General features: G+C 31.6%; 19 protein-coding genes and 1 tRNA gene. 18 read left to right on the plus strand and 2 right to left on the minus strand.

All coding sequences use genetic code 11. The features are described 5' to 3' along the window. The first annotated feature begins 108 nt into the window (after window positions 1–108). The 11 genes from nhaC to CF599_RS14530 all read left to right on the plus strand — a co-directional run bounded on the left by nhaC (window position 109) and on the right by CF599_RS14530 (window position 12,090). On the plus strand, window positions 109–1,563 hold the full coding sequence (nhaC, locus tag CF599_RS14480) for a Na+/H+ antiporter NhaC (protein WP_121966719.1): 1,455 nt from the start codon (window positions 109–111) through the stop codon (window positions 1,561–1,563). Window positions 1,564–2,003: 440 nt separating this feature from the next. Continuing rightward, window positions 2,004–2,642 carry a peroxiredoxin gene (locus tag CF599_RS14485; RefSeq protein ID WP_121966720.1) on the plus strand — a complete coding sequence of 213 codons (639 nt, stop codon included), beginning with the start codon at window positions 2,004–2,006 and terminating at the stop codon, window positions 2,640–2,642. Window positions 2,643–2,720: 78 nt separating this feature from the next. Continuing rightward, window positions 2,721–3,029 (plus strand): co-chaperone YbbN, encoded by a 309-nt coding sequence (locus tag CF599_RS14490; protein WP_121966721.1) that lies wholly within the window; start codon window positions 2,721–2,723, stop codon window positions 3,027–3,029. 20 nt (window positions 3,030–3,049) lie between these two features. Next, entirely contained in the window at window positions 3,050–3,307 is a 258-nt protein-coding gene (locus CF599_RS14495; protein ID WP_121966722.1) for a hypothetical protein, read from the plus strand. Window positions 3,308–3,544: 237 nt separating this feature from the next. Next, window positions 3,545–4,045 carry a thiol peroxidase gene (gene tpx / locus CF599_RS14500; protein ID WP_121966723.1) on the plus strand — a complete coding sequence of 167 codons (501 nt, stop codon included), beginning with the start codon at window positions 3,545–3,547 and terminating at the stop codon, window positions 4,043–4,045. A gap of 328 nt (window positions 4,046–4,373) precedes the next feature. Beyond that, a complete protein-coding gene (locus tag CF599_RS14505) occupies window positions 4,374–6,887 on the plus strand; it encodes a DNA translocase FtsK (RefSeq protein ID WP_121966724.1) in 2,514 nt (837 codons plus the stop codon). Window positions 6,888–6,896: 9 nt separating this feature from the next. Further along, window positions 6,897–7,544, plus strand: coding sequence for an outer membrane lipoprotein carrier protein LolA (locus tag CF599_RS14510; protein WP_121966725.1), 648 nt, complete (start codon window positions 6,897–6,899; stop codon window positions 7,542–7,544). 11 nt (window positions 7,545–7,555) lie between these two features. Then, window positions 7,556–9,073: an LptF/LptG family permease gene (locus CF599_RS14515; protein WP_121966726.1), complete on the plus strand. Its 1,518-nt coding sequence runs from the start codon at window positions 7,556–7,558 to the stop codon at window positions 9,071–9,073. A gap of 2 nt (window positions 9,074–9,075) precedes the next feature. Next, window positions 9,076–10,209, plus strand: a complete 1,134-nt coding sequence (gene ribB / locus CF599_RS14520) for a 3,4-dihydroxy-2-butanone-4-phosphate synthase (RefSeq protein ID WP_121966727.1) — start codon at window positions 9,076–9,078, stop codon at window positions 10,207–10,209. A 201-nt stretch (window positions 10,210–10,410) separates the two neighbouring features. Next, a tRNA-Ser gene (locus tag CF599_RS14525) sits at window positions 10,411–10,495 on the plus strand. Window positions 10,496–10,767: 272 nt separating this feature from the next. After that, window positions 10,768–12,090, plus strand: coding sequence for a site-specific integrase (locus CF599_RS14530; protein ID WP_121966728.1), 1,323 nt, complete (start codon window positions 10,768–10,770; stop codon window positions 12,088–12,090). Window positions 12,091–12,409: 319 nt separating this feature from the next. Here CF599_RS14530 and CF599_RS14540 read toward each other — a convergent pair whose 3' ends face one another. Then, a complete protein-coding gene (locus tag CF599_RS14540; RefSeq protein WP_121966730.1) occupies window positions 12,410–12,664 on the minus strand; it encodes a helix-turn-helix domain-containing protein in 255 nt (84 codons plus the stop codon). Between the two features lie 842 nt (window positions 12,665–13,506). Here CF599_RS14540 and CF599_RS14545 point away from each other — a divergent pair. The 4 genes from CF599_RS14545 (at window position 13,507) to tatC (ending at window position 18,215) form a co-directional block, all read left to right on the plus strand. After that, on the plus strand, window positions 13,507–13,821 hold the full coding sequence (locus tag CF599_RS14545; protein ID WP_058699345.1) for a hypothetical protein: 315 nt from the start codon (window positions 13,507–13,509) through the stop codon (window positions 13,819–13,821). A 566-nt stretch (window positions 13,822–14,387) separates the two neighbouring features. After that, window positions 14,388–15,710: a Na+/H+ antiporter NhaA gene (gene nhaA, locus CF599_RS14550; RefSeq protein ID WP_058699346.1), complete on the plus strand. Its 1,323-nt coding sequence runs from the start codon at window positions 14,388–14,390 to the stop codon at window positions 15,708–15,710. 18 nt (window positions 15,711–15,728) lie between these two features. Beyond that, window positions 15,729–17,063 (plus strand): DUF389 domain-containing protein, encoded by a 1,335-nt coding sequence (locus CF599_RS14555; RefSeq protein WP_058699347.1) that lies wholly within the window; start codon window positions 15,729–15,731, stop codon window positions 17,061–17,063. A 345-nt stretch (window positions 17,064–17,408) separates the two neighbouring features. After that, window positions 17,409–18,215, plus strand: coding sequence for a twin-arginine translocase subunit TatC (gene tatC / locus CF599_RS14560; RefSeq protein WP_121966731.1), 807 nt, complete (start codon window positions 17,409–17,411; stop codon window positions 18,213–18,215). A gap of 40 nt (window positions 18,216–18,255) precedes the next feature. Here tatC and CF599_RS14565 read toward each other — a convergent pair whose 3' ends face one another. Continuing rightward, window positions 18,256–18,822 (minus strand): hypothetical protein, encoded by a 567-nt coding sequence (locus CF599_RS14565; RefSeq protein ID WP_121966732.1) that lies wholly within the window; start codon window positions 18,820–18,822, stop codon window positions 18,256–18,258. Window positions 18,823–19,014: 192 nt separating this feature from the next. Here CF599_RS14565 and CF599_RS14570 point away from each other — a divergent pair, with 192 nt between their 5' ends. The 3 genes from CF599_RS14570 (at window position 19,015) to CF599_RS14580 (ending at window position 20,490) form a co-directional block, all read left to right on the plus strand. Beyond that, complete coding sequence (locus CF599_RS14570; protein WP_121966733.1) at window positions 19,015–19,344, plus strand: helix-turn-helix transcriptional regulator; 330 nt, start codon at window positions 19,015–19,017, stop codon at window positions 19,342–19,344. Window positions 19,345–19,405: 61 nt separating this feature from the next. After that, window positions 19,406–19,858, plus strand: coding sequence for a DUF6428 family protein (locus CF599_RS14575; protein ID WP_121966734.1), 453 nt, complete (start codon window positions 19,406–19,408; stop codon window positions 19,856–19,858). 17 nt (window positions 19,859–19,875) lie between these two features. Then, window positions 19,876–20,490, plus strand: coding sequence for a low molecular weight phosphatase family protein (locus CF599_RS14580; protein ID WP_121966735.1), 615 nt, complete (start codon window positions 19,876–19,878; stop codon window positions 20,488–20,490). Window positions 20,491–20,492 lie beyond the last annotated feature (2 nt).

Raw genomic sequence — 20,492 nt, forward strand, 5'->3', positions numbered from 1 at the left:
GTAAAATAGCGTTAAAAGGTAAGGGGAAAGTAATAAAAGTTATTTTGTCTAAGGTTTATCTGTAAAATACTTACTTTCGCAGTAAATTAAAATTAAAGTTTAAAATAAATGAGTAAAAATCAAGACAAAGCGGAAAGACCCATTACATTGCTTCAATCGTTAATACCTGTTACTATATTAGTAGCGTTATTAGCTATTAACGTGTATGTATTCCGGGATGATGCTCTGTCGGGCACTAATCAGTTCATTTTACTTATTGGTGGATCTATAGCTGCCATGGTAGGGCTTTATAATAGAGTTAGCTATGATAAAGTATTAACTCAGATTATAAATAATGTTAGAGATACTTCTGGAGCTATATTTATTCTTTTATTAGTAGGAGCATTATCAGGGACATGGCTGTTAAGTGGTATTATACCGAGTATGATATATTATGGATTACAGATATTACATCCTGCTATTTATTTGCCAGCTTGTTTAATAATTACATCGATTATATCTATTGCGACAGGTAGTTCGTGGACTACATCGGCAACAGTAGGTATCGCATTAGTAGGAATCGGTCACGCTTTAGGTATGCCTATTGGTATGATAGGAGGAGCTGTGATTTCGGGAGCGTACTTTGGAGATAAGTTGTCTCCATTATCAGATACGACTAACTTAGCACCTGTGATGGCCGGTACTGATTTGTTTACACATATTAGATATATGTTGTATACTACTGTTCCTACGTATGTTGTGACATTAATCTTATTTATAATATTAGGATTAGTTTATGGGACAGGAGGAAATGTAGATACATCAGCTACGTTAAATGCTATATCTGACACATTTAATGTAACACCAGTATTATTCATTGTACCAGTTTTTGTTGTGTTCTTGATTGTAAAAAAGGTACAACCAATAGCCGCATTATTAATCGGTACCTTATTAGGAGCTGTTTTTGCATTAATTTTTCAACAGGATATCGTAGTTCAAGTTTCGGGAGGAGAGACTTTTGATTTTTATAATGCATATAAAGGAGTGATGTTAGCCTTGACAACTGATATAAGAATCTTATCACCTTTAGAAAGTTTAAACGGATTATTCGAAGCAGGAGGTATGGCTAGTATGTTGAATACAGTATGGTTAATTCTATGTGCTATGTTTTTTGGAGGGGCGATGGAGGCGATAGGAGCATTGCAGAAGATCTCTACAGCACTATTAAATATAGCGAATAATATGTTTGGATTATTTGCTAGTACTGTAGCAAGCTGTCTAGCGATTAATATAATGACATCAGATCAGTATCTGTCAATCGTCGTACCAGGGAAGATGTTCTCAGATGCTTATAAAGCGAAGGGGCTTGCGCCAGAGAACTTAAGCCGTACGTTAGAAGATTCAGGTACAGTTACTTCTGTGTTAATACCATGGAATACTTGTGGAGCATATCACTCGGGAGTCTTAGGTATTCCTACGATGACATACCTACCTTATGCATTCTTTAATTACTTGAGTCCATTCGTAACGTTGTTATATGCGGCATTTGATATTAAGATAAGACGAATATTAAAGAAGGAGTAAGATTATCCTTAAATCTGCAACTAACATTTACTGCGAATAAATTCTACTTTACATAGCTTCAATTAACTCTAAAACCACACTACAGTGTGCTTTAATCACTAATTTTGCTCTGTTTTGTACAATTCATTCTCGTTTAAATGTTATCTGCAGATTTAAGGAGTATCTTACTATTGATATATGAGAGGCAATGAATTCACTAGTAGTGATGTTCATTGCCTTTTTTGTTAATTAATATTTTTATAACAATAGATGCTTCTCGATTTTATATAAAAAATACTATCTTTAGAGATATCTAAAAAAAGTAATTAGATTTACTAGGTATAGATTTTACTTATGTAAGAATAAGAAACAATAATCATAATTAATAGATTTAGTGTTTAAGTCGACTTACATTTGTAAAAGAAATCAAGAGAGTATTAATAACTTTAAAAATAAATATTATGTCTTTAGTAGGTAAAAAATTTCCAAACATCACAGTTGACGCAATGTCTGAAATGGGAGATGATTTAAAAATCAACATCTTCGAAGAAGCAACAAAAAACAATAAAAAAGTATTATTATTCTGGTATCCAAAAGACTTTACATTCGTATGTCCTACAGAATTACACGCTTTCCAAGCTGCATTACCAGAATTTGAAAAAAGAAATACTATTGTAATTGGAGCTTCATGTGATACTAACGAAGTACACTTCGCTTGGTTAAACACAGCAAAAGACAATGGAGGAATTGAAGGAGTTACTTACCCTATCATCGCAGATACTCAAAGAAACCTATCTTCAGTATTAGGAATCTTAGACATCGAAAATGAAGTATACAATGAAGAGTTAGATTCAGTTCAAATCGAAGGATCTAATGTTACATATAGAGCTACTTATTTAGTAGATGAGTCAGGAAAAATCTTCCATGAATCAGTAAATGATATGCCACTTGGAAGAAATGTAAATGAGTACTTAAGATTAATCGATGCTTACACTCACGTACAAACTCATGGTGAAGTATGTCCTGCTAACTGGGAAGAAGGAAAAGATGCAATGAATGCAAACAGAGGTGGAGTAGCTGATTACTTAAGCAAACACTAAGAATAAGCTTATAGAGTCTGTTTATAATTCAAAATTCTAAACAGGCTCTTATATTACTAACACAAAAAATCAAAAAAAATGCTTTTAGAACTAGATAAAGATAATTTACAAGAGATTGTGAATTCAAATGAAAAAGTGGTTGTTCAATACGCTGCATCTTGGTGTGGTAATTGTAGAATTATGAAGCCTAAATTTAAAAAATTGGCAACAGAGAAAGAAGATATGACATTTGTAATTGCAGATGCTGAGAACTTCCCTGAGTCAAGAAAATTGGCTGATGTAAGTAACTTACCAACTTTTGCTACTTTCGTTAATGGTAAGTTAGTAAACCAAACTCAGACAAATAAGACTGAGGTATTACACGAATTAGTAAACGAGATTGTATAATTTCATAAATAGTATAAACAATGAAGTTACCAGTTATCAAGCATTTGACTCAATTTATTGAGCAAAATGATCAAGATTATATTATCGAAACAATAGAAGTATTAGAAAACCTTACAGAAGTTCCTTCTCTTAAAGACGAGGAGTTAGATGTAGTAGGAGAGCTTATTTCGAATATGTATGGAGCACTAGAAGTTCAGAAGTTAATGAAGGAAGGGGCTACACAGAAAGAAGCATTAAATACTTTTATGCAAAGAGTTTTAGGATCAATTGATAAATAAAACTTCTTGTAATCATATAAAACCACACTTCGGTGTGGTTTTTTTATTTATTGATATTAGATTAAGATGTGATTAAGGAGTAGTTGAGGAGATATAAAGAAAAAATAAAATTGCAATAAAGTAATTGACTTAATAAAATAATCAACCATTTTGTATTTTGCTAATATATCTATCAGTAATTAGCGTTTAAATGTATTGAATTTTATCTATTTTTGTATAACCTAAAAATAAAACAATATGGCGACTGTAACATTAAAAGGTAATCCTATACAAACAATAGGAACATTACCGAACTCAAGTACTAAAGCTCCAGCATTCACATTAGTGGGAGGGAACTTAGGAGATATAACATTAGCAGATTATGCAGGAAAGAAAGTTATCTTAAACATATTTCCTAGTGTTGATACACCTACATGTGCTACATCAGTTAGACATTTTAATCAAGATGCTTCTAAACTAGAGAATACAGTAGTATTATGTGTGTCAAGAGATTTACCATTTGCTCAAGGACGTTTCTGTGGAGCAGAAGGAATTGCTAATGTAGTGATGGCTTCTGACTTTAGAGATGGACAATTCGGAAAGGATTATGGCGTTTTATTTACTGATGGTCCTTTAAAAGGATTGTTATCTAGATCTATCGTTATTATTAATGAAGAAGGAACTGTTATTTACACAGAACAAGTAGCAGAGACTGCAGATGAACCAAATTATGCAAAAGCGATAGAAGCTTTAAAATAATGATGTAAACTTAGGGAAGGTAGTAGATAATTCAGCTTATAGCTTTTGACTATTGCTTGCTCTATGTTAATCGGTTTATAGTTATATAGACTGTTATAAGGTTTTCTTATAGCAGTCTATATTATTATCTTTAATTGGTAACGAACATTTATGACGAATTAAGTCTACTTCACATAGCTTTAATTAGCTCTAAAACGCATCACAGTATGCTTTTATCACTAATTTAGTTCTGTTTTGTACAATTCATTCTTGTTTAAATGTTATCTTCGGATTTAAGGTATTAAAAAATAGGTAAAACAATATAGCCATATTGTCAATAAAAACTGAAATGGAAAAAGAGAATACTACTAAAAAGAAAACTGCACAGTCAAATAATACCAGTAAGAAAGTAGATACTACGATATATATCAATTCTAGATTTATATCTACTGTATTAGTCATTATTTGTGGAATAGCTTTAACCTTAAGCTTTATTTCGTATATGATTACAGGCTTTCACGATCAAAGTAATTTAGAATTATTAGGAGATAGAGATGTTGATGTATCGAATTGGCTTGGTAAAATAGGTGCATATTTAGGGCATGTTTTTATTTATCAAGGATTCGGAGTAGCTTCTTTCTTCTTTGCTAAGATGTTAATACAGTCTGGGATATATGCATTCTTTACTATTCCAGCACGTAGAATTAAGAAAGTAATCTTTTGGGATTTGTTCTCGATGTTGTTATTGTCTGTATTTCTAGGTTTCTTTTGGAGTAACTATCCATTACTTGGAGGAACAGTAGGATATGATTTAAACTTATACCTAGTAGACTATTTAGGTACAGCAGGTACAGTATTGTTATTGTTTTTTGTTACTATTGTTTTTGCTTTATTTAGATTCAAATTATCTCCTGCAGCCATTAAAGCTGGTTTAGAGAATATACCTACTTATTTTAAGAAGATTAAAAAAGATCATATCGAATCATCTATTGACTTTGATAAGAGTGAAGTATCAACTACACATACTAATCCTAATCCAATAGGCAATGTAGTAGCGAGTACAGTAGTGCCGCCAAAACAAGAAACACCTATCAAGGAAGAAGATTTTAGCATATATGAGGAACCAATCGTTGAGTCTCCTAAATCTGCTATAGTCGAACAGAAAGATATCAAACCAACTATTACGAATAGCTCAGAGTTGGTATTAGATCACAACACGCCTAAAAATAGTGAACCAAAAAGCAATCCTACTGTAGCTAAAGATTCTTCTAAAGACTTCGTTATTGAAGAAGTAAAAGAAGAAGGAAGTTTAGAAGAAAACCTAGCTGCTAAGTTAGTACAAGACTTTGGGGAGTTTGACCCTACATTAGAGTTGTCTAATTATCAGTATCCATCTATCGAACTTCTGAGAGAGTATGCTGGTTCAGGTATTACTATTAACCAAGAGGAGTTAGAAGAGAATAAAAATAGAATCGTAGATACACTGCGTAACTATAAGATAGATATTGCGCAAATTAAAGCAACAGTTGGTCCAACAGTTACGTTATATGAAATAGTTCCAGAAGCAGGTATTCGTATTTCTAAGATTAAAAACTTAGAGGATGATATTGCACTTTCATTATCAGCATTAGGTATTCGTATTATCGCTCCTATTCCAGGAAGGGGAACTATCGGTATCGAGGTGCCTAATAATAGCCCATCGATTGTCTCTATGCGCAGTGTTATTGCTTCTCCTAAGTTTCAGAGTGCTGAGATGGAGTTGCCAGTAGCGTTAGGGAAGACTATTTCTAATGAGACATTTGTTGTTGACTTAGCGAAGATGCCACACCTTTTAATGGCAGGAGCAACAGGGCAAGGTAAGTCTGTAGGGTTAAATGCATTACTAACGTCATTGTTGTATAAAAAGCATCCAGCAGAAGTTAAGTTTGTATTAGTAGATCCTAAAAAAGTAGAATTAACTTTATTTAATAAAATAGAAAGGCATTATTTAGCTAAATTGCCTAACTCAGAAGAGGCTATCATAACAGATAATACGAAGGTTATAAATACACTGAACTCTTTATGTATAGAGATGGATAACCGTTATAGCTTATTAAAAGATGCTATGGTGAGAAACATCAAAGAATACAATGAGAAGTTTAAGCAACGCAAATTAAATCCAGAGAATGGACATCGTTTCTTGCCTTATATTGTATTAGTCGTAGATGAGTTTGCGGATTTGATTATGACAGCAGGTAAAGAGGTGGAGACTCCTATCGCACGTTTAGCGCAGTTAGCTCGTGCCATTGGTATTCATTTAATTATCGCAACTCAGAGACCATCTGTGAATGTTATTACAGGTATTATTAAAGCTAACTTCCCTGCACGTGTAGCATTTAGAGTAACTTCTAAAATTGACTCACGTACTATCTTAGATCAGCAAGGTGCAGATCAGTTGATTGGTAGAGGGGATATGTTGTATACACAAGGAAATGAATTAGTACGTGTACAGTGTGCTTTCGTAGATACACCAGAGGTAGAGAAGTTAACAGAATATATTGGCTCTCAGAAGGCTTATCCAGATGCATATATCCTACCTGAATATGTTGGAGAGGATGGAGGTGCTAATCTAGATATAGATATTGGTGATAGAGATGCATTATTTAAAGATGCCGCAGCGATAATAGTAACGGCGCAACAAGGTTCAGCATCTTTATTACAAAGAAAATTAAAACTGGGATATAATAGAGCAGGAAGATTAATTGATCAATTGGAGGCTGCAGGTATTGTAGGTCCGTTTGAAGGAAGTAAAGCACGTAGTGTGAATATACCTGATTTGATGTCCTTAGATCAATTCTTCGACAATGAAGAAAACAACAATTAATTGGAAAAGATGAAAAAGATTATTGCATTTATAGGTATTGTATTGTTCACTTTGACAGCAAATGCTCAAAGTAGTCAACGTGCAAAGAACTATTTATTAGAAGTAACAAAAAAGATAAATGGTTATGAGAATATCTCGATTGACTTCTCATTTAATCAAAAGAACGAAAAGAATGCGAAACAGGACTTTGACGGAAAAGGACATTTAGATTTGAAGAAAGACCTGTATAACTTGACTTTTATGGGAATTCAGAAGATTTATGATGGTAAGAAGATTTATACTATCTCTCCTGAAGATGAAGAAGTGACTGTCTCTAAATATGACGCGAAAGCAGTAGATGGAATATTACCATCTCAAATGCTTACGTTTTTTAATAAAGGATATGACTTTCAATGGGATATTCTCCAAAATGTGAATGGTAAGAAAATTCAATATATCAAGTTAATACCAACTGATAAGAAATCAGTTATTAAGGAGGTTTATTTAGGAATAGATTCAAGTACAAAGGATATTTATAACAAGATACAGGTTAATAAAGACGGTTCTAAATCAACATTGACGGTTAATTCTTTCAAAACAAATCAAGCAATGTCGAAAAATCACTTTACCTTTACACAGTCGTTGTACCCTAATTATTACATCAACAATATAGATTAGAATATTTTTAAGTGAAAATACTTGACCGTTACATTTTAAAGAGTTTTATATCAACACTGCTGACAGTGTTTGCTATTTTATACTTCATATTTATCCTACAAGGAGTTTGGCTATTTATTTCAGAATTAGCAGGAAAGGATCTTGACTTAATAGTAGTCGTACAGTTCTTATTGTTTTATTCTCCTAAGATGGTACCATTAGTGTTGCCATTATCTGTTTTATTAGCGTCTATTATGACATTTGGTAGCTTTGCAGAGAACTATGAGTTCGCTGCTATGAAAGCGTCAGGTATATCTCTTAAACGAGCTATGCGTCCACTGTCTATTTTTATATTTATACTTGCAGGTATATCTTTTTGGTTTGCTAATGATGTAATCCCTAAGGCGGAGTATAAGTTCCTAAATCTTAGAAAAGAGATTATCCAGACTAAGCCAGCTATGGCTATAGCAGCAGGGCAGTTTAACGATCTAGGACAGGTGAATATTAAGGTAGATAATAAGACAGGAGATAAGGGGCAGTATCTTGATAATGTAACGATGCACGTGAAGTCTAATTCGGGTTATGAGAATAAAACTGTAATTAGATCTGTTAATGGTGAATTAGAAACAGAAGAAAGCTCAAATATCTTAAAGCTTCATCTATTTGATGGTAATTACTACGATGATGTGGCTGCTAAGAATTATGAAGAAGCGAAGAAGTACCCTTTTATCAAGACTCATTTCTCTAAGTATACAATGAATATTGATTTGAGTAGTTTTCAGAATGAAGGTAAAGATGAAGAGAAGATTACTAATACGTATGGAATGCTTAATATTAAAGAGCTAAACTATACGATAGATTCTCTACAAAATGCAATGAATAAGGAGAAAGCGTCTAATGCAGATAATTTGACATTGAGGTTAGGTAATCTATTATCAGTAGATAAAACTCATAGTGTAGAGAACGATTCTATTAAAAAAGCTGAAGCAGATAAGAGAGTTGAAAAAGCGGGAAGTGATATCCTAAAAGGATTTACATATGATAATCAAAGCCGTATATTACAGTCAGCTATAGATTATACTAATAACATTAGTTTTAATGCAGAGAGCAATGATCTTTCTATATTAAATCAAGTAAAGAAGATTAATGATCACTGGTTGGCGTTATACGAGAAATTCGTAATAGCCTTCTCTTGTTTCCTTATGTTTTATATAGGAGCACCATTAGGAGCTATTATCCGCAAAGGAGGGATTGGGTTACCGATTGTATTTGCTGTAGGTATTTTTATTACATATCACTTTATCAATACCTTTGGTAAAAAGATGGCACAAGAGGACGGAATTATTCCTTTCTTAGGTGGGTGGATAGGATCACTAGCACTTACTCCTTTAGCTATATACCTGACCTATAAAGCAACTAAAGATAATGGAGATGTAAACTTCAGTCTATCATTAGATACATTTAAAGATTTATTCTTCGCTGTAAAGGCGCGTTTTAGAGGTAATAGAGAAGAGATGAAATCAACAGAGAACAACAAAAAACAACTATAATAATGTCACATAATCACATTCAATTAAACACTATCGAGGAAGCAATCGCAGATATCAAAGCGGGAAAAGTAATCATAGTGGTAGATGATGAGGATCGTGAAAACGAAGGTGATTTTATCGCCGCTGCAGAGATGGTAACTCCTGAGATGATTAACTTTATGGCTACTCATGGAAGAGGACTTATCTGTGCTCCCCTTACAAAGGAAAGATGTCAAGAACTAGACTTGCATCCAATGGTTAATAATAATACAGTACTTCATCAAACAGCATTTACTGTTTCGATTGATTTAAAAGGACACGGATGTACTACTGGTATCTCAGTATATGATCGTGCTAAAACGATAGAGTCTTTAGTAAAAGAGGAGACTACAGGAGATGATTTAGGTCGTCCTGGTCATATTTTTCCTTTAATAGCTAAGGAAGGAGGAGTTCTTAGAAGAACTGGTCATACAGAGGCTGCAGTAGACTTAGCTAGATTAGCGGGTTTTAAACCTGCGGGAATCTTAGTTGAAATATTAAATGAAGATGGTTCTATGGCTCGTTTGCCTCAGTTAATGGAGGTAGCGAAGAAGTGGGACTTGAAAATTATATCTATAGAAGCTCTTGTAGCATATCGTATGAAACACGATAGTCTTATAGAGAAGAAAGAAGACTTTGAGATAGATACTAAATATGGTAGTTTCAGATTAAGAGCTTACCAACAGAACACAAACGGACAGGTACATATCGCTTTGACTAAAGGAGATTGGAATGGGGAAGAAGCAGTTCTTACTCGTATCAATTCTACAATAGGTAATAACGATATCCTTGATGCTTTAAGTGGAAAGTTGAGTATTCGTATGGAGAATACTTTTGCGAAGATTAATGAAGGTGATAAAGGAGCAATCTTATTTATCACGCAAGAAGATTACAGTGCTAGTCTTTTAAATAGACTTGCTATGCTAAAGAGCACTGGAGCGAAGTTAGATCTTGATACTCCTAAGTTATCAGGAGACGAGAAAGACTTCGGAATCGGAGCTCAAATACTTCACGATTTAAATATTTCGAAAATTAAATTACTGTCAAATTCAGCTCAAGGTAAAAGAGTAGGAATGACAGGATATGGTCTAGAGATAACAGAATATATACAGTACTAATAATTCAAATAGTACTTTATAATACAGAGGTCTTAGTAAGTTTATGCTTATTAAGACCTTTTTTTATTGGTATAAATGTTTACTGTAGAGTAGGTTAGTTTTAGTAAGTAAAAAAAGTGTATTTTTTAGTGTATATTTTTTTGCATTTCTAAAGGAAGTGTCTATATTTGCACTCGCAATACGGAAGTGAAGCAGACCAAAGGAGAAATGGCAGAGTGGTCGATTGCGGCAGTCTTGAAAACTGTTGACTGTAACAGGTCCGGGGGTTCGAATCCCTCTTTCTCCGCGAAATTATAAATGATAACTTTTAAAAGTTATCAAAACAGCTTAAAACCTATGATTCTCAATGAATTATAGGTTTTTTCTTTTTTAGCCCTATCGCATTTTTTTCAAAAATGCTCATAAGGAATCGCGTAATTCATGGCACAGAGAGAATGTTCTGTCTTGCGCCACAAAAATTAGCTGAATCCTAGTGATAGTAAGGGGTTAAAGAGATTTACATCTTGATTTTTGAGTGTTTTAATTCGACATTTATTACTAATTTTAAACAGTTGAATTATGTTAGAAAAACGCTTATCAATTAGTTTTTTCCTTAAAAAAGGAAGAGATGGAGGTGATTTAAGGATGGTTTACCTTAGAATCATTGTAGATGGAATCGCTAGAGAGACTTCCATTAGCCAAAAATGGGATATCAATAGATGGAACCAAAGGGCAGGTCGGGCAAGTGGCACGAAAGAAGATGCTAGAACTCTTAATTTTCTATTGGATACAATCGTATCTAAGATTAATCATTACAAATTAGAACTTGTAAGTAGTGGGCAACCTATTACAGTCTCTGTATTAATGGACTTTGTTCAAGGTAAAGGGTCTGATAAGAGTAAAGTCTTAGTTGAGTTTCAAAAGCACAATGATGAAATTTTGGAACTAGTTCCTAGAGAGTATGCTCCTGGTACCTATGAGAGATATGTAACAGCAAGATCTCATGTAGGAGAGTTTATTAAAAAGGTATACAATAAGGATGATATTGAGTTCAGAGAGCTTGATCATGAGTTTATCCTTGAATATGAACACTATTTAAAGACCGTTAGAGCGTGTTCTAACAATACGGCTATAAAGTATATATCGAACTTTAAGAAGATTGTTTTAATAGCTGTTGCAAAAGGAATTATTCCTTCTAATCCTTTTGCACAATACAAGCCTAAGAAGACTAAGCTTAATAAAAAGCCTTTGAGTAAAGAGGAGCTTTCTATTTTAGAGAAAAAAGAGATTAATAATGAAAGGCTATCTATTGTAAGAGATGTGTTCGTGTTTCAATGCTACACTGGACTAGCTTATATCGATGTGTTTCAACTTCAGAAAAGTGATATTACTAAAGACTCAGAAGGTAATTTATGGATAAGAACCAATAGACAAAAAACGGATGCTAATATTACTATCCCATTGCTTCCTAAAGCTATTGAGATAATGGATAAGTATAAAGACCATCCTGATTGTATTGGAAAAGATGTAGTTCTTCCTGTTCGTTCTAATCAAAAGATGAATGCCTATCTAAAGGAGATTTCTTCACTATGTGAAATTAGTGAGCTAAATACTCATAAAGCAAGAAGAACTTTTGGTAGTACTGTAACTCTTGGCAATGGGGTACCTATTCATGTGGTAAAAGAAATGTTGGGTCATCACTCTGTTAAACAAACAGAGGAATATGCACTAACTGAAGAGGAAGCTATCAAGAGTGAAATGCAGATTTTAAAAGGCAAGTTAGAAGGGCAAGCTACTAAGAGAACTGCAGAGTATAAGAGTTTAGTTGAAAAACTTGAATCACTTGATCTTGATCAAGAAAAACTAACTCAGTTAATAGATATTGTAACTAAGTTAGTTTAATAGTAATTACTCCCTCGTACAATCTAAGCTTTTATGCAATAATTCAACTGTACTACGCATGTCAGGGTGATACGAGGGAGTATATTTTATATAGCCTAATTCTTGGAGATCTTTTAAATATTTATGATAAGTAGGAAGCGTATTAATATGAGCGTATTTCATTAGTTTACGCCTGCTTATTCTAATTAGTTTACATTGCTTTTGTACAAATGCAAACTGAACAATCCCAAGAAGTAAAGCAAAATGCCAAACATTAAGCTTAGCATCATTTTTAAGCTCCACTATATAACGAAGTAGTTTATTTGATATACACATAACACTACTCCTTAAAAAGATTTTCAATATCCGCTCTATTGTAATAATAGGAACCAAGTATTTTTCTATATCTAAGCTTTCCACTAATACGAAGTGTTTGTAGGGAAGCTGCTGAAATACTAAGTAATTGCCTTGCGATTTTTGTCTTTACCCATTCGAATGAAGTCTCATTTGATTTCTGACTAAAGAATTCTTTTAATTCTGTAATGATTATTTGACTAAACAGCCTTAAATCTTCTTTTGTGATTTGATTGTCCATAATAGTTGTTTTTAGGTTAAACAACTAATTTATGTGGAGAATAGGAATGCTTAGTATTACTGGAATAATAAAGAAGAGGTTGGCGTTAAAATGAGATGTTGATTTACAAAATGAATTGCAAACCAATATTAATTTTTAGTTGTGGCAGGATTCGAACCATCCCTCGTAAATATCTTTAAATCAATCAATTGTCTTGTTTGTGAAAAACCAACTCACCTAATAGCTCACCTTGGTAAATTAGGTTAAAATCAAATATAATGATTTTAAATGTATTAAAAAAGTACTAAAAGTTAAATACTAACCTGTTTTTTTGATTGATGGAAGCGAATATTTTAGTAAAAATATTAGTTTTAGCCTTTGTTTGTTTTTATTTTGTTTTTCAGTGTTTTGTTTATTTTATATTATTAGTTAACTAATTTAATTTGATGTATTTTGTTGTGAAATGATATACTAGTTATGGTATTATTGTGTTGTCGGGGTGTGTTTTTAGCTTTAATTATATGTTTTTAGACCTAAAAAATTGAACTATTTTAACTCTCTAGGATAATACCTATAATTTTATTATTCTCGAATTTAAATTTCATTTGTTCATGTTTTAAATTTGATTTTATTTCTTGATTAACTGTTTTAGGATAGTATTTTATTCCAATACTAACGAAGGGCAAATTGAAACTCCAAGAAGATCTTATTTTAGAATATTTTGTAGATTTTTCTTCTTCTAGGTGTTTTTTAAAAGAAAGGTATTTGTTGTAGTTTTACTAATATTAGTTTAATGGAGTAAATAGGTGTACTTGTATTATGATTAATTTTTAAAATATTTATAGACTAAATTTATTGAGGTAATGATTGAGAAATTGGATCAAATAATATCTAAACTTTCTATAAGACTGAGAGATGTAAACAATGGGGCTTGTATCGGAACAGGTGTAATATATTATTTAGATGAGTTAAAGGAACAGCTTTATGTATTAACTGCATCCCATTGTTTGTTTGATGATGGAGATGAATTTTTAATACAGAGAGACGAAGTGTATGTTGATGTTTTACAAAAGGATTTAATTCATTATAAATCATTAAAAACTACTGTAAATCCTAATTTATTATTTAAAGAAAAAAACAAAGATGTTGCAATGGATGTTGGCGTTAAAATGAATTAGAAATCGATAATAATTTTTTATTTGTGGAAGAATTCGAACCACTTCTTATAAATATTCTTGAATTAAATAATTGTTTTCTTTATGTATCTCCGTTTAGTGTCATACTGATAATTTATAGGTTTAAGGAACTGATCATATAAACAAGTAACTAGTTAATATACAGTAATTATAAAAATTAGTCTTATCTAGTTTAATGGGATAATTACAACATTAGACCCCTCTTATTACATCAAACGGACATACATTTTTCTTTTGTTTAAAACCAATTTATCTAATATTTTACTTCTAATTCTAAAAAAAACTAATAAATCAAAGATAGTAGAAATTGTTTAGCTTAGTAGTTTTCTAAAAAAGAACGTTTATGTTCTTTTTAGTCTTTTAGTTTATTTATTAACACAAGATTAATTTGTATTTAACTTTAGATAATATTGAGGTAAAGATGTTAAAAAAGTTAAATATAAGCATGAATTCATAGAAACAACTGTTATATAGTAGGTGCTAAAATTAATTTTTTATTTTTGACTTTGTAAATTATTTATAACATTAAAAAAAGAAAAATTATTTTTATGAGCCAGTCAAATCAGACCACCATTGAGAGGATGGTATCACCCATACAACGATTTATTAAACAAGAAAAGTCAGGTGGTATAGTATTAGGGATAAGTGTAATTATTGCACTTGTATTAGCTAATTCCTCGTTAAAAGAACATTATCATCATATTTTGGAATATAAGTTTGGTTTTCAATGGGCAGGAAATAGTTTTTTTGAATATAGTTTACATCATTGGATTAATGATGGATTGATGGCTATTTTCTTTTTTGTTGTGGGCCTAGAACTGAAAAGAGAAATTGTAGCAGGAGAGTTATCTAATCCTAGAAAGGCAATGTTACCTATTGGAGCGGCATTAGGAGGTATGGTTGTTCCTGCGGTTATTTACTTTGCCTTAAATCCAAACGGAGAGATGTCTAATGGTTGGGGAATTCCTATGGCAACCGATATTGCATTTGCTTTGGGGGTTCTTTATTTATTAGGAAGTAGAATACCTTTAACATTAAAAGTGTTTCTAACGGCATTAGCTATCGTTGATGATTTAGGGGCTGTACTTGTTATAGCTTTCTTTTATACTTCTGAGATTTCAACTTTGCATCTATTATTGGGAGCTTCCATTTTAGTTGTTATGTATTTAGGTAATAGAATAGGAGTTAGAAATATATTGTTTTACGCTATTTTAGGAATAGGAGGGGTATGGACAGCGTTTTTATTATCAGGTGTCCACGCCACTATTGCTGCAGTTTTAGCAGCGTTTACAATTCCTGCTAATGTTAGAATTAGTGAAAAAGTATTTAGTGAAAAGATACAAGGACTTTTAGATAAGTTCAAGGCAATAGATCCCGATAATACTAAACCTATCTTGACTAATGAACAATTGCATATTTTAGAAGAGATAGAAAAAAGCACCGCTTGTGCAACACCGCCTTTACAGCGTTTAGAGCATATGATGCATCCTATGGTTACTTTTTTAATTATTCCTATTTTCGCCTTAGCCAATGCTGGTGTATCTTTAGCCATTGATCTTGATCATTTGTTTAGTACAAATGTAGCTCTAGGTGTAGCACTTGGTTTATTGGTCGGAAAGGTAATAGGAGTAGTAGGTTTTACGGTTGTTTTGGTAAAATTAAAAGTAGCTCCTTTTCCTAAGGGGATGAATATTAAAACTCTTTTTGGACTGAGCCTTCTTGCAGCTATTGGTTTTACCATGTCTTTATTTGTAACTTCATTAGCCTTTACAAGCGAGGAATATATAACGCAAGCCAAGATAGGTATTTTTGTAGCTTCTATCTTTGGAGGTGTGATAGGTTACTATGTTTTGAGTAGGGCAAAGCAATAACATTAAAAATAATAGTAGATGACAAATAAGTTTTTTGATTACATCAATCTCCATAAAGGCGAAGAGAAAGGGGAAAAAGTTTTAGAAAACATTAGAGCTAATATTGCCTTTAAAGGAGCTAATTTATGGATTTTAGCTTGCGCCATTATCATTGCATCTGTTGGGTTAAATGTAAATTCAACAGCAGTAATTATAGGTGCCATGTTAATTTCTCCATTGATGGGACCAATTGTAGGTGCTGGCTTTGCCTTAGGGACTTATAATTTTTTATTGCTAAAAATCGCAATAAAGAATTTAATCATTGCTACTATTGTTAGTTTATTAGTTTCTGCTATTTATTTCTACGTTAGTCCTTTTAAGGATGTTCAATCTGAGTTATTAGCTCGTACTTCTCCAACAATTTATGATGTTTTGATTGCTTTTTTTGGAGGTCTTGTTGGTGTTATCTCTATTACTAGGGTTGAAAAAGGAAATCCTATACCAGGAGTTGCTATTGCTACTGCATTAATGCCCCCTTTATGTACAGCAGGATATGGGTTAGCTACATTTAATATAAGTTATTTTTTTGGAGCTTTTTACCTATATACTATTAACTGCTTCTTTATTTGTATTGCTACTTTTTTTGTTATTAAGTACTTGAAATATCCAACATCATCTACTTTAGATACCCAGAAAGAAAGACGTATAAGATATGGTATTAGTATGTTGATTATTGTTATGATTGTACCTAGTTTCTACTTGGCTTATACGTTATTCGAAGAAAAGAAATTCACAAAAACTGTTGAGGAGTTCATTAACTCTGAGTTTAATGATAGAGGGTATACTGTGATTTATAAAAAGATTAATTATAATACTAAGCCCAAAAAAGTAGAACTTGCTTTTTTGGATAAGAAATTGACTGAAGAAAATATTTTACTCTACAACAGGTTATTAAAGGAAAGAGGTCTAGACAATGTAGAGCTGACATTTAAACAAGATGAAAAGGATATTAAATCAGAAATTTTAAATGAACTCAGTAAGCAAGATCGATCATATGCAGAGAAAGATATTATAATTAATGACTTAAAAAAAGAACTGTCTAAGTATAAAGTGGATGAACCTAATTTAATAAATGAAATTAATGTACTTTTTCCTAATATAGAAGAAGTCTCCATTGGCAAAGTAGAGCGATATATAAAAACTGATAGTATTACAATGAATTGGTTAGTTCTTTTTAATCAAAAAGAAAAAACAATGGTAGTAGATGGTAAGCTACTTAATAATTGGTTAAAAACTCGATTAAAGGCAGATACCATTTTACTTGTTCAAGGAAATAATCCTATACAGGAGAAAGGGAATAACCAGATAAAGTAAAAACAGTTATCTTCATTAAGGTCTGTTAGGAGGTAAAGACAAAAAGCAGATATAATATTTTTGGTAATAAGCGGAGTTTGCGTTACTTTATAGACGAAATTTAAATTGTAATTAAATAGAAAAAAGAGAAAGCCCTAGGACTTTCTCTTTTTAAAGACAACTAGTAAATAAGGAGAACTAGTTTAAAATTATTACAAGTAAAAAATTAAGAATGAGACTTTTTTATAATTAAAACTAAGTTTAAAGTTGTTATAAAAGAAGAAATGTTTAAGGGAATATATTAAAAAACAAGCTTTGAATACTGAACAAGTAAAATAGCAGTAGTTTAGAATCTTATAATAAGATATGGATATAGATATTAAGAAAAAGACATTTTTAAATTTTGTTGGACTTTTAAGAAGTTTTTTAATCAAGTGTTTTATTGGAATTGTTTTATGTAGTAGCATAGCGTTTTTATATACTAACTTTATTTTTGAGCAAATATTATTTGCTCCTAAGAACCCTAATTTTCCTATTTATATTTGGCATCGTTCTTTGATAGATTTTTTTAATTTGAGTTCATCATTGTATATGGAAGGGATTGATTTTGATATTCAAAATCGAAAAATGGAAGGTCAGTTAATGATCATGATTTGGACTAGTTTTACCTTTGGTTTAATACTTTCATTTCCTTGGATTTTGTATCAAATTTGGAGGCTCGTACAACCTAGGTTATATAAGAATAAGACAAGATATAGTGTGCTATTTGTAACAATGACAAGTCTTTTATTTTTTACAGGTGTCTTGTTTGGATATTTTATTATAGTTCCTCTATCTATTCATTTTTTTATGAATATAGAGATTAGTAGTATTGTCACTAATCAAATTGATCTTACTTCATACATTTCACTTGTTAGAACTACTTTGTTAGCCTCAGGTATTGTATTTGTACTACCTGTTATAATTCTAGTATTATACAAGATGGGGATTTTATCAAGAGATACGCTCAAAGGTTATCGCAGGTATGCTTATGTGCTTATTTTGATTGCATCTGCTATTATTACACCTCCAGATATCTTGAGTCAAGTTATTTTGGTTATACCATTAGTGATATTATATGAGACCAGTATATTTCTTTCAAAGTTTATGAAGTCTAATCTTATTGTAGAATAAAAAAATAGAATATGATTTATATTGTTAGCTTTTTAAATACCTAACAACATTTTAGTTGTATTTTGTTAAAGTAATAATTGAATTGTTTATTATAAACTAAAATATGCAATAGACTTATTATGATAGCTCCTGGTAGTAAGTTTAATGCAATGATATTGAAAAATTTAAAACTTTCTATCTGTTGGAAATTACTATTTAAGATTATTCTATTATAATTAATATCAACTTTTATTACTATAAATACTGCGATAGAAGCAAAGTGAAATCCATTCACTAAAAGATGTATGATGTATTCCCAACGCGGTAGTCCTCCCATAAATTTCCTACTATCTTTCTCTACATAAGCATCAATCAATAATGTGATTACATCTAAAACGATTAATATACAACCAAATAAAAACCAACTATTGTTTTCTATATTGATAAATACAGAAATAAGGATACCAGTGAAAAAAAAAGCTCTTAAAGTATGAGTGAAATGCTCAAATTTACTTTCTTTATGTTGATATAGTCGGTATTTATAAAGATGTAAAAATACACCATCAAATACAGCTAATAAAGAGTAGCAGATTAATAAAATAGATGATATGATAAAAGCTATTTCCATATTTTTAAGTAATTACGTGGTTATTTCTGATTGATATTCCTTAGAATATTAAGTTTTTGTATTGCAATATTACGATTTAATTACTATGTGTTTTACAGAAATTGAATCTATCATGTATAAATTTTTTTAATGAATATTTTGTCAGTTTAAATATTCATCGTAATATTGCGATGTGTATTTAAGTATAAAACAATGGGAGTAACAAAATCAGAATTATTTAGTGATAAAAAGAATAGATTATCGCTTATGTTTAAGGTTTTAGGGCATCCAGCAAGACTTGCCATTCTTCAGTATATTATCAATCAAGAGGCTTGCATTTGCAATGATTTGGTAGAAGAACTTGGATTGGCTCAAGCGACTATTTCACAGCACTTAAAAGAGCTTAAGAATAGTGGACTTATAAAAGGAACAATTGAGGGTAAATCCGTTTGTTATTGTATTGACGATTTAGTTTGGAATGAATTTTTCAAGGAGTTTGAATTGTTCTTCGCTCAAAAAATAGCATCAAACGATTGCTGTTAATATTTTTTAATTCATATCATCGTAATATTGCGATATTAAAATAAATTAAAACAGATAAAATATGAAATTATCAGAAGTAAAAGCCGTTTTAGGAAATTTAGATCGGGTAGATTTTCAATTTGAAGATGGAACATTTGTAGCCGAACATTTTCATGTAACAGAAGTAGGTCAAGTAACCAAAAAGTTTATTGACTGCGGGGGAACGATGAGAGAAGAGGTAAAGGTAAGCTTTCAATTGTGGAATGCAGATGATTATGAACACCGTTTAAAAGCGGGTAAATTGCTTCATATTATTCGATTGTCAGAAACAAAATTAGGTATTGTTGATGCCGAGATCGAAGTAGAAGTTCAAGGTAATGAAACAATAGGAAAGTATTTCTTAGCATTTAATGGAACTCACTTTCTTTTAAAAAATACGTTGACTGCTTGTTTGGCAGAAGATGCTTGTGGAATTACACCAAGTAATCAAGAAGCTCAAACGAGTTGTTGCGATCCTAACTCTGGATGTTGTTAATCGTAAAAAAGTAAAAGATGTATAAAACATTATCAACTACAATTAGTACTATGCTTGAATCACAAGTAATAAGTGATAGTAGAAAAGAAGTTTTAGCTCCCTTGGTGGCTTATATCCAATCTAAGGTTGATTCCAAATGTCCAATTCGAATCAATTTTATCTGTACACATAATTCAAGAAGAAGTCATTTGACTCAGATTTGGATGCAAGTAGCGGCTAGTTACTATGGTATTCCAAATCTTACTTGTTATTCAGGAGGGACTGAACAAACAGCGATGTATCCAATGGTTGCTACAGTTCTCAAAGAACAAGGACTTGATGTGTTTAAAATTGCAGAAGGAGAAAATCCTATTTATGCGATAAAGTATGGTGATAATGAAATTCCTATTATTGGTTTTTCTAAGAATTACGATGCAGTTTTTAATCCAAGTAGCGATTTTGCAGCGGTAATGACTTGTTCACAGGCTGATGGAGGTTGTCCTTTTATAGCAGGTGCTGAGCGAAGAATCCCTATTACATTCGAGGATCCTAAGGCATTTGATGGAACAGAAAACCAACAAACAGGATATTTTAATCGAAGCCTTGAAATTGCAAGTGAAATGTTTTACATCTTATCACAAATTAAAAAGTAAGT

The organism is Myroides sp. N17-2 (genome assembly GCF_002286775.1).
Lineage (GTDB): Bacteria > Bacteroidota > Bacteroidia > Flavobacteriales > Flavobacteriaceae > Flavobacterium.

Coding starts and splice junctions, on each gene's coding strand:
- nhaC (WP_121966719.1), top strand. CDS start 109: ATGAGTAAAAATCAAGACAAAGCGGAAAGACCCATTACATTGCTTCAA.
- CF599_RS14485 (WP_121966720.1), top strand. CDS start 2,004: ATGTCTTTAGTAGGTAAAAAATTTCCAAACATCACAGTTGACGCAATG.
- CF599_RS14490 (WP_121966721.1), top strand. CDS start 2,721: ATGCTTTTAGAACTAGATAAAGATAATTTACAAGAGATTGTGAATTCA.
- CF599_RS14495 (WP_121966722.1), top strand. CDS start 3,050: ATGAAGTTACCAGTTATCAAGCATTTGACTCAATTTATTGAGCAAAAT.
- tpx (WP_121966723.1), top strand. CDS start 3,545: ATGGCGACTGTAACATTAAAAGGTAATCCTATACAAACAATAGGAACA.
- CF599_RS14505 (WP_121966724.1), top strand. CDS start 4,374: ATGGAAAAAGAGAATACTACTAAAAAGAAAACTGCACAGTCAAATAAT.
- CF599_RS14510 (WP_121966725.1), top strand. CDS start 6,897: ATGAAAAAGATTATTGCATTTATAGGTATTGTATTGTTCACTTTGACA.
- ribB (WP_121966727.1), top strand. CDS start 9,076: ATGTCACATAATCACATTCAATTAAACACTATCGAGGAAGCAATCGCA.
- CF599_RS14530 (WP_121966728.1), top strand. CDS start 10,768: ATGTTAGAAAAACGCTTATCAATTAGTTTTTTCCTTAAAAAAGGAAGA.
- CF599_RS14540 (WP_121966730.1), bottom strand. CDS start 12,664: ATGGACAATCAAATCACAAAAGAAGATTTAAGGCTGTTTAGTCAAATA.
- CF599_RS14545 (WP_058699345.1), top strand. CDS start 13,507: ATGATTGAGAAATTGGATCAAATAATATCTAAACTTTCTATAAGACTG.
- nhaA (WP_058699346.1), top strand. CDS start 14,388: ATGAGCCAGTCAAATCAGACCACCATTGAGAGGATGGTATCACCCATA.
- CF599_RS14555 (WP_058699347.1), top strand. CDS start 15,729: ATGACAAATAAGTTTTTTGATTACATCAATCTCCATAAAGGCGAAGAG.
- tatC (WP_121966731.1), top strand. CDS start 17,409: ATGGATATAGATATTAAGAAAAAGACATTTTTAAATTTTGTTGGACTT.
- CF599_RS14565 (WP_121966732.1), bottom strand. CDS start 18,822: ATGGAAATAGCTTTTATCATATCATCTATTTTATTAATCTGCTACTCT.
- CF599_RS14570 (WP_121966733.1), top strand. CDS start 19,015: ATGGGAGTAACAAAATCAGAATTATTTAGTGATAAAAAGAATAGATTA.
- CF599_RS14575 (WP_121966734.1), top strand. CDS start 19,406: ATGAAATTATCAGAAGTAAAAGCCGTTTTAGGAAATTTAGATCGGGTA.
- CF599_RS14580 (WP_121966735.1), top strand. CDS start 19,876: ATGTATAAAACATTATCAACTACAATTAGTACTATGCTTGAATCACAA.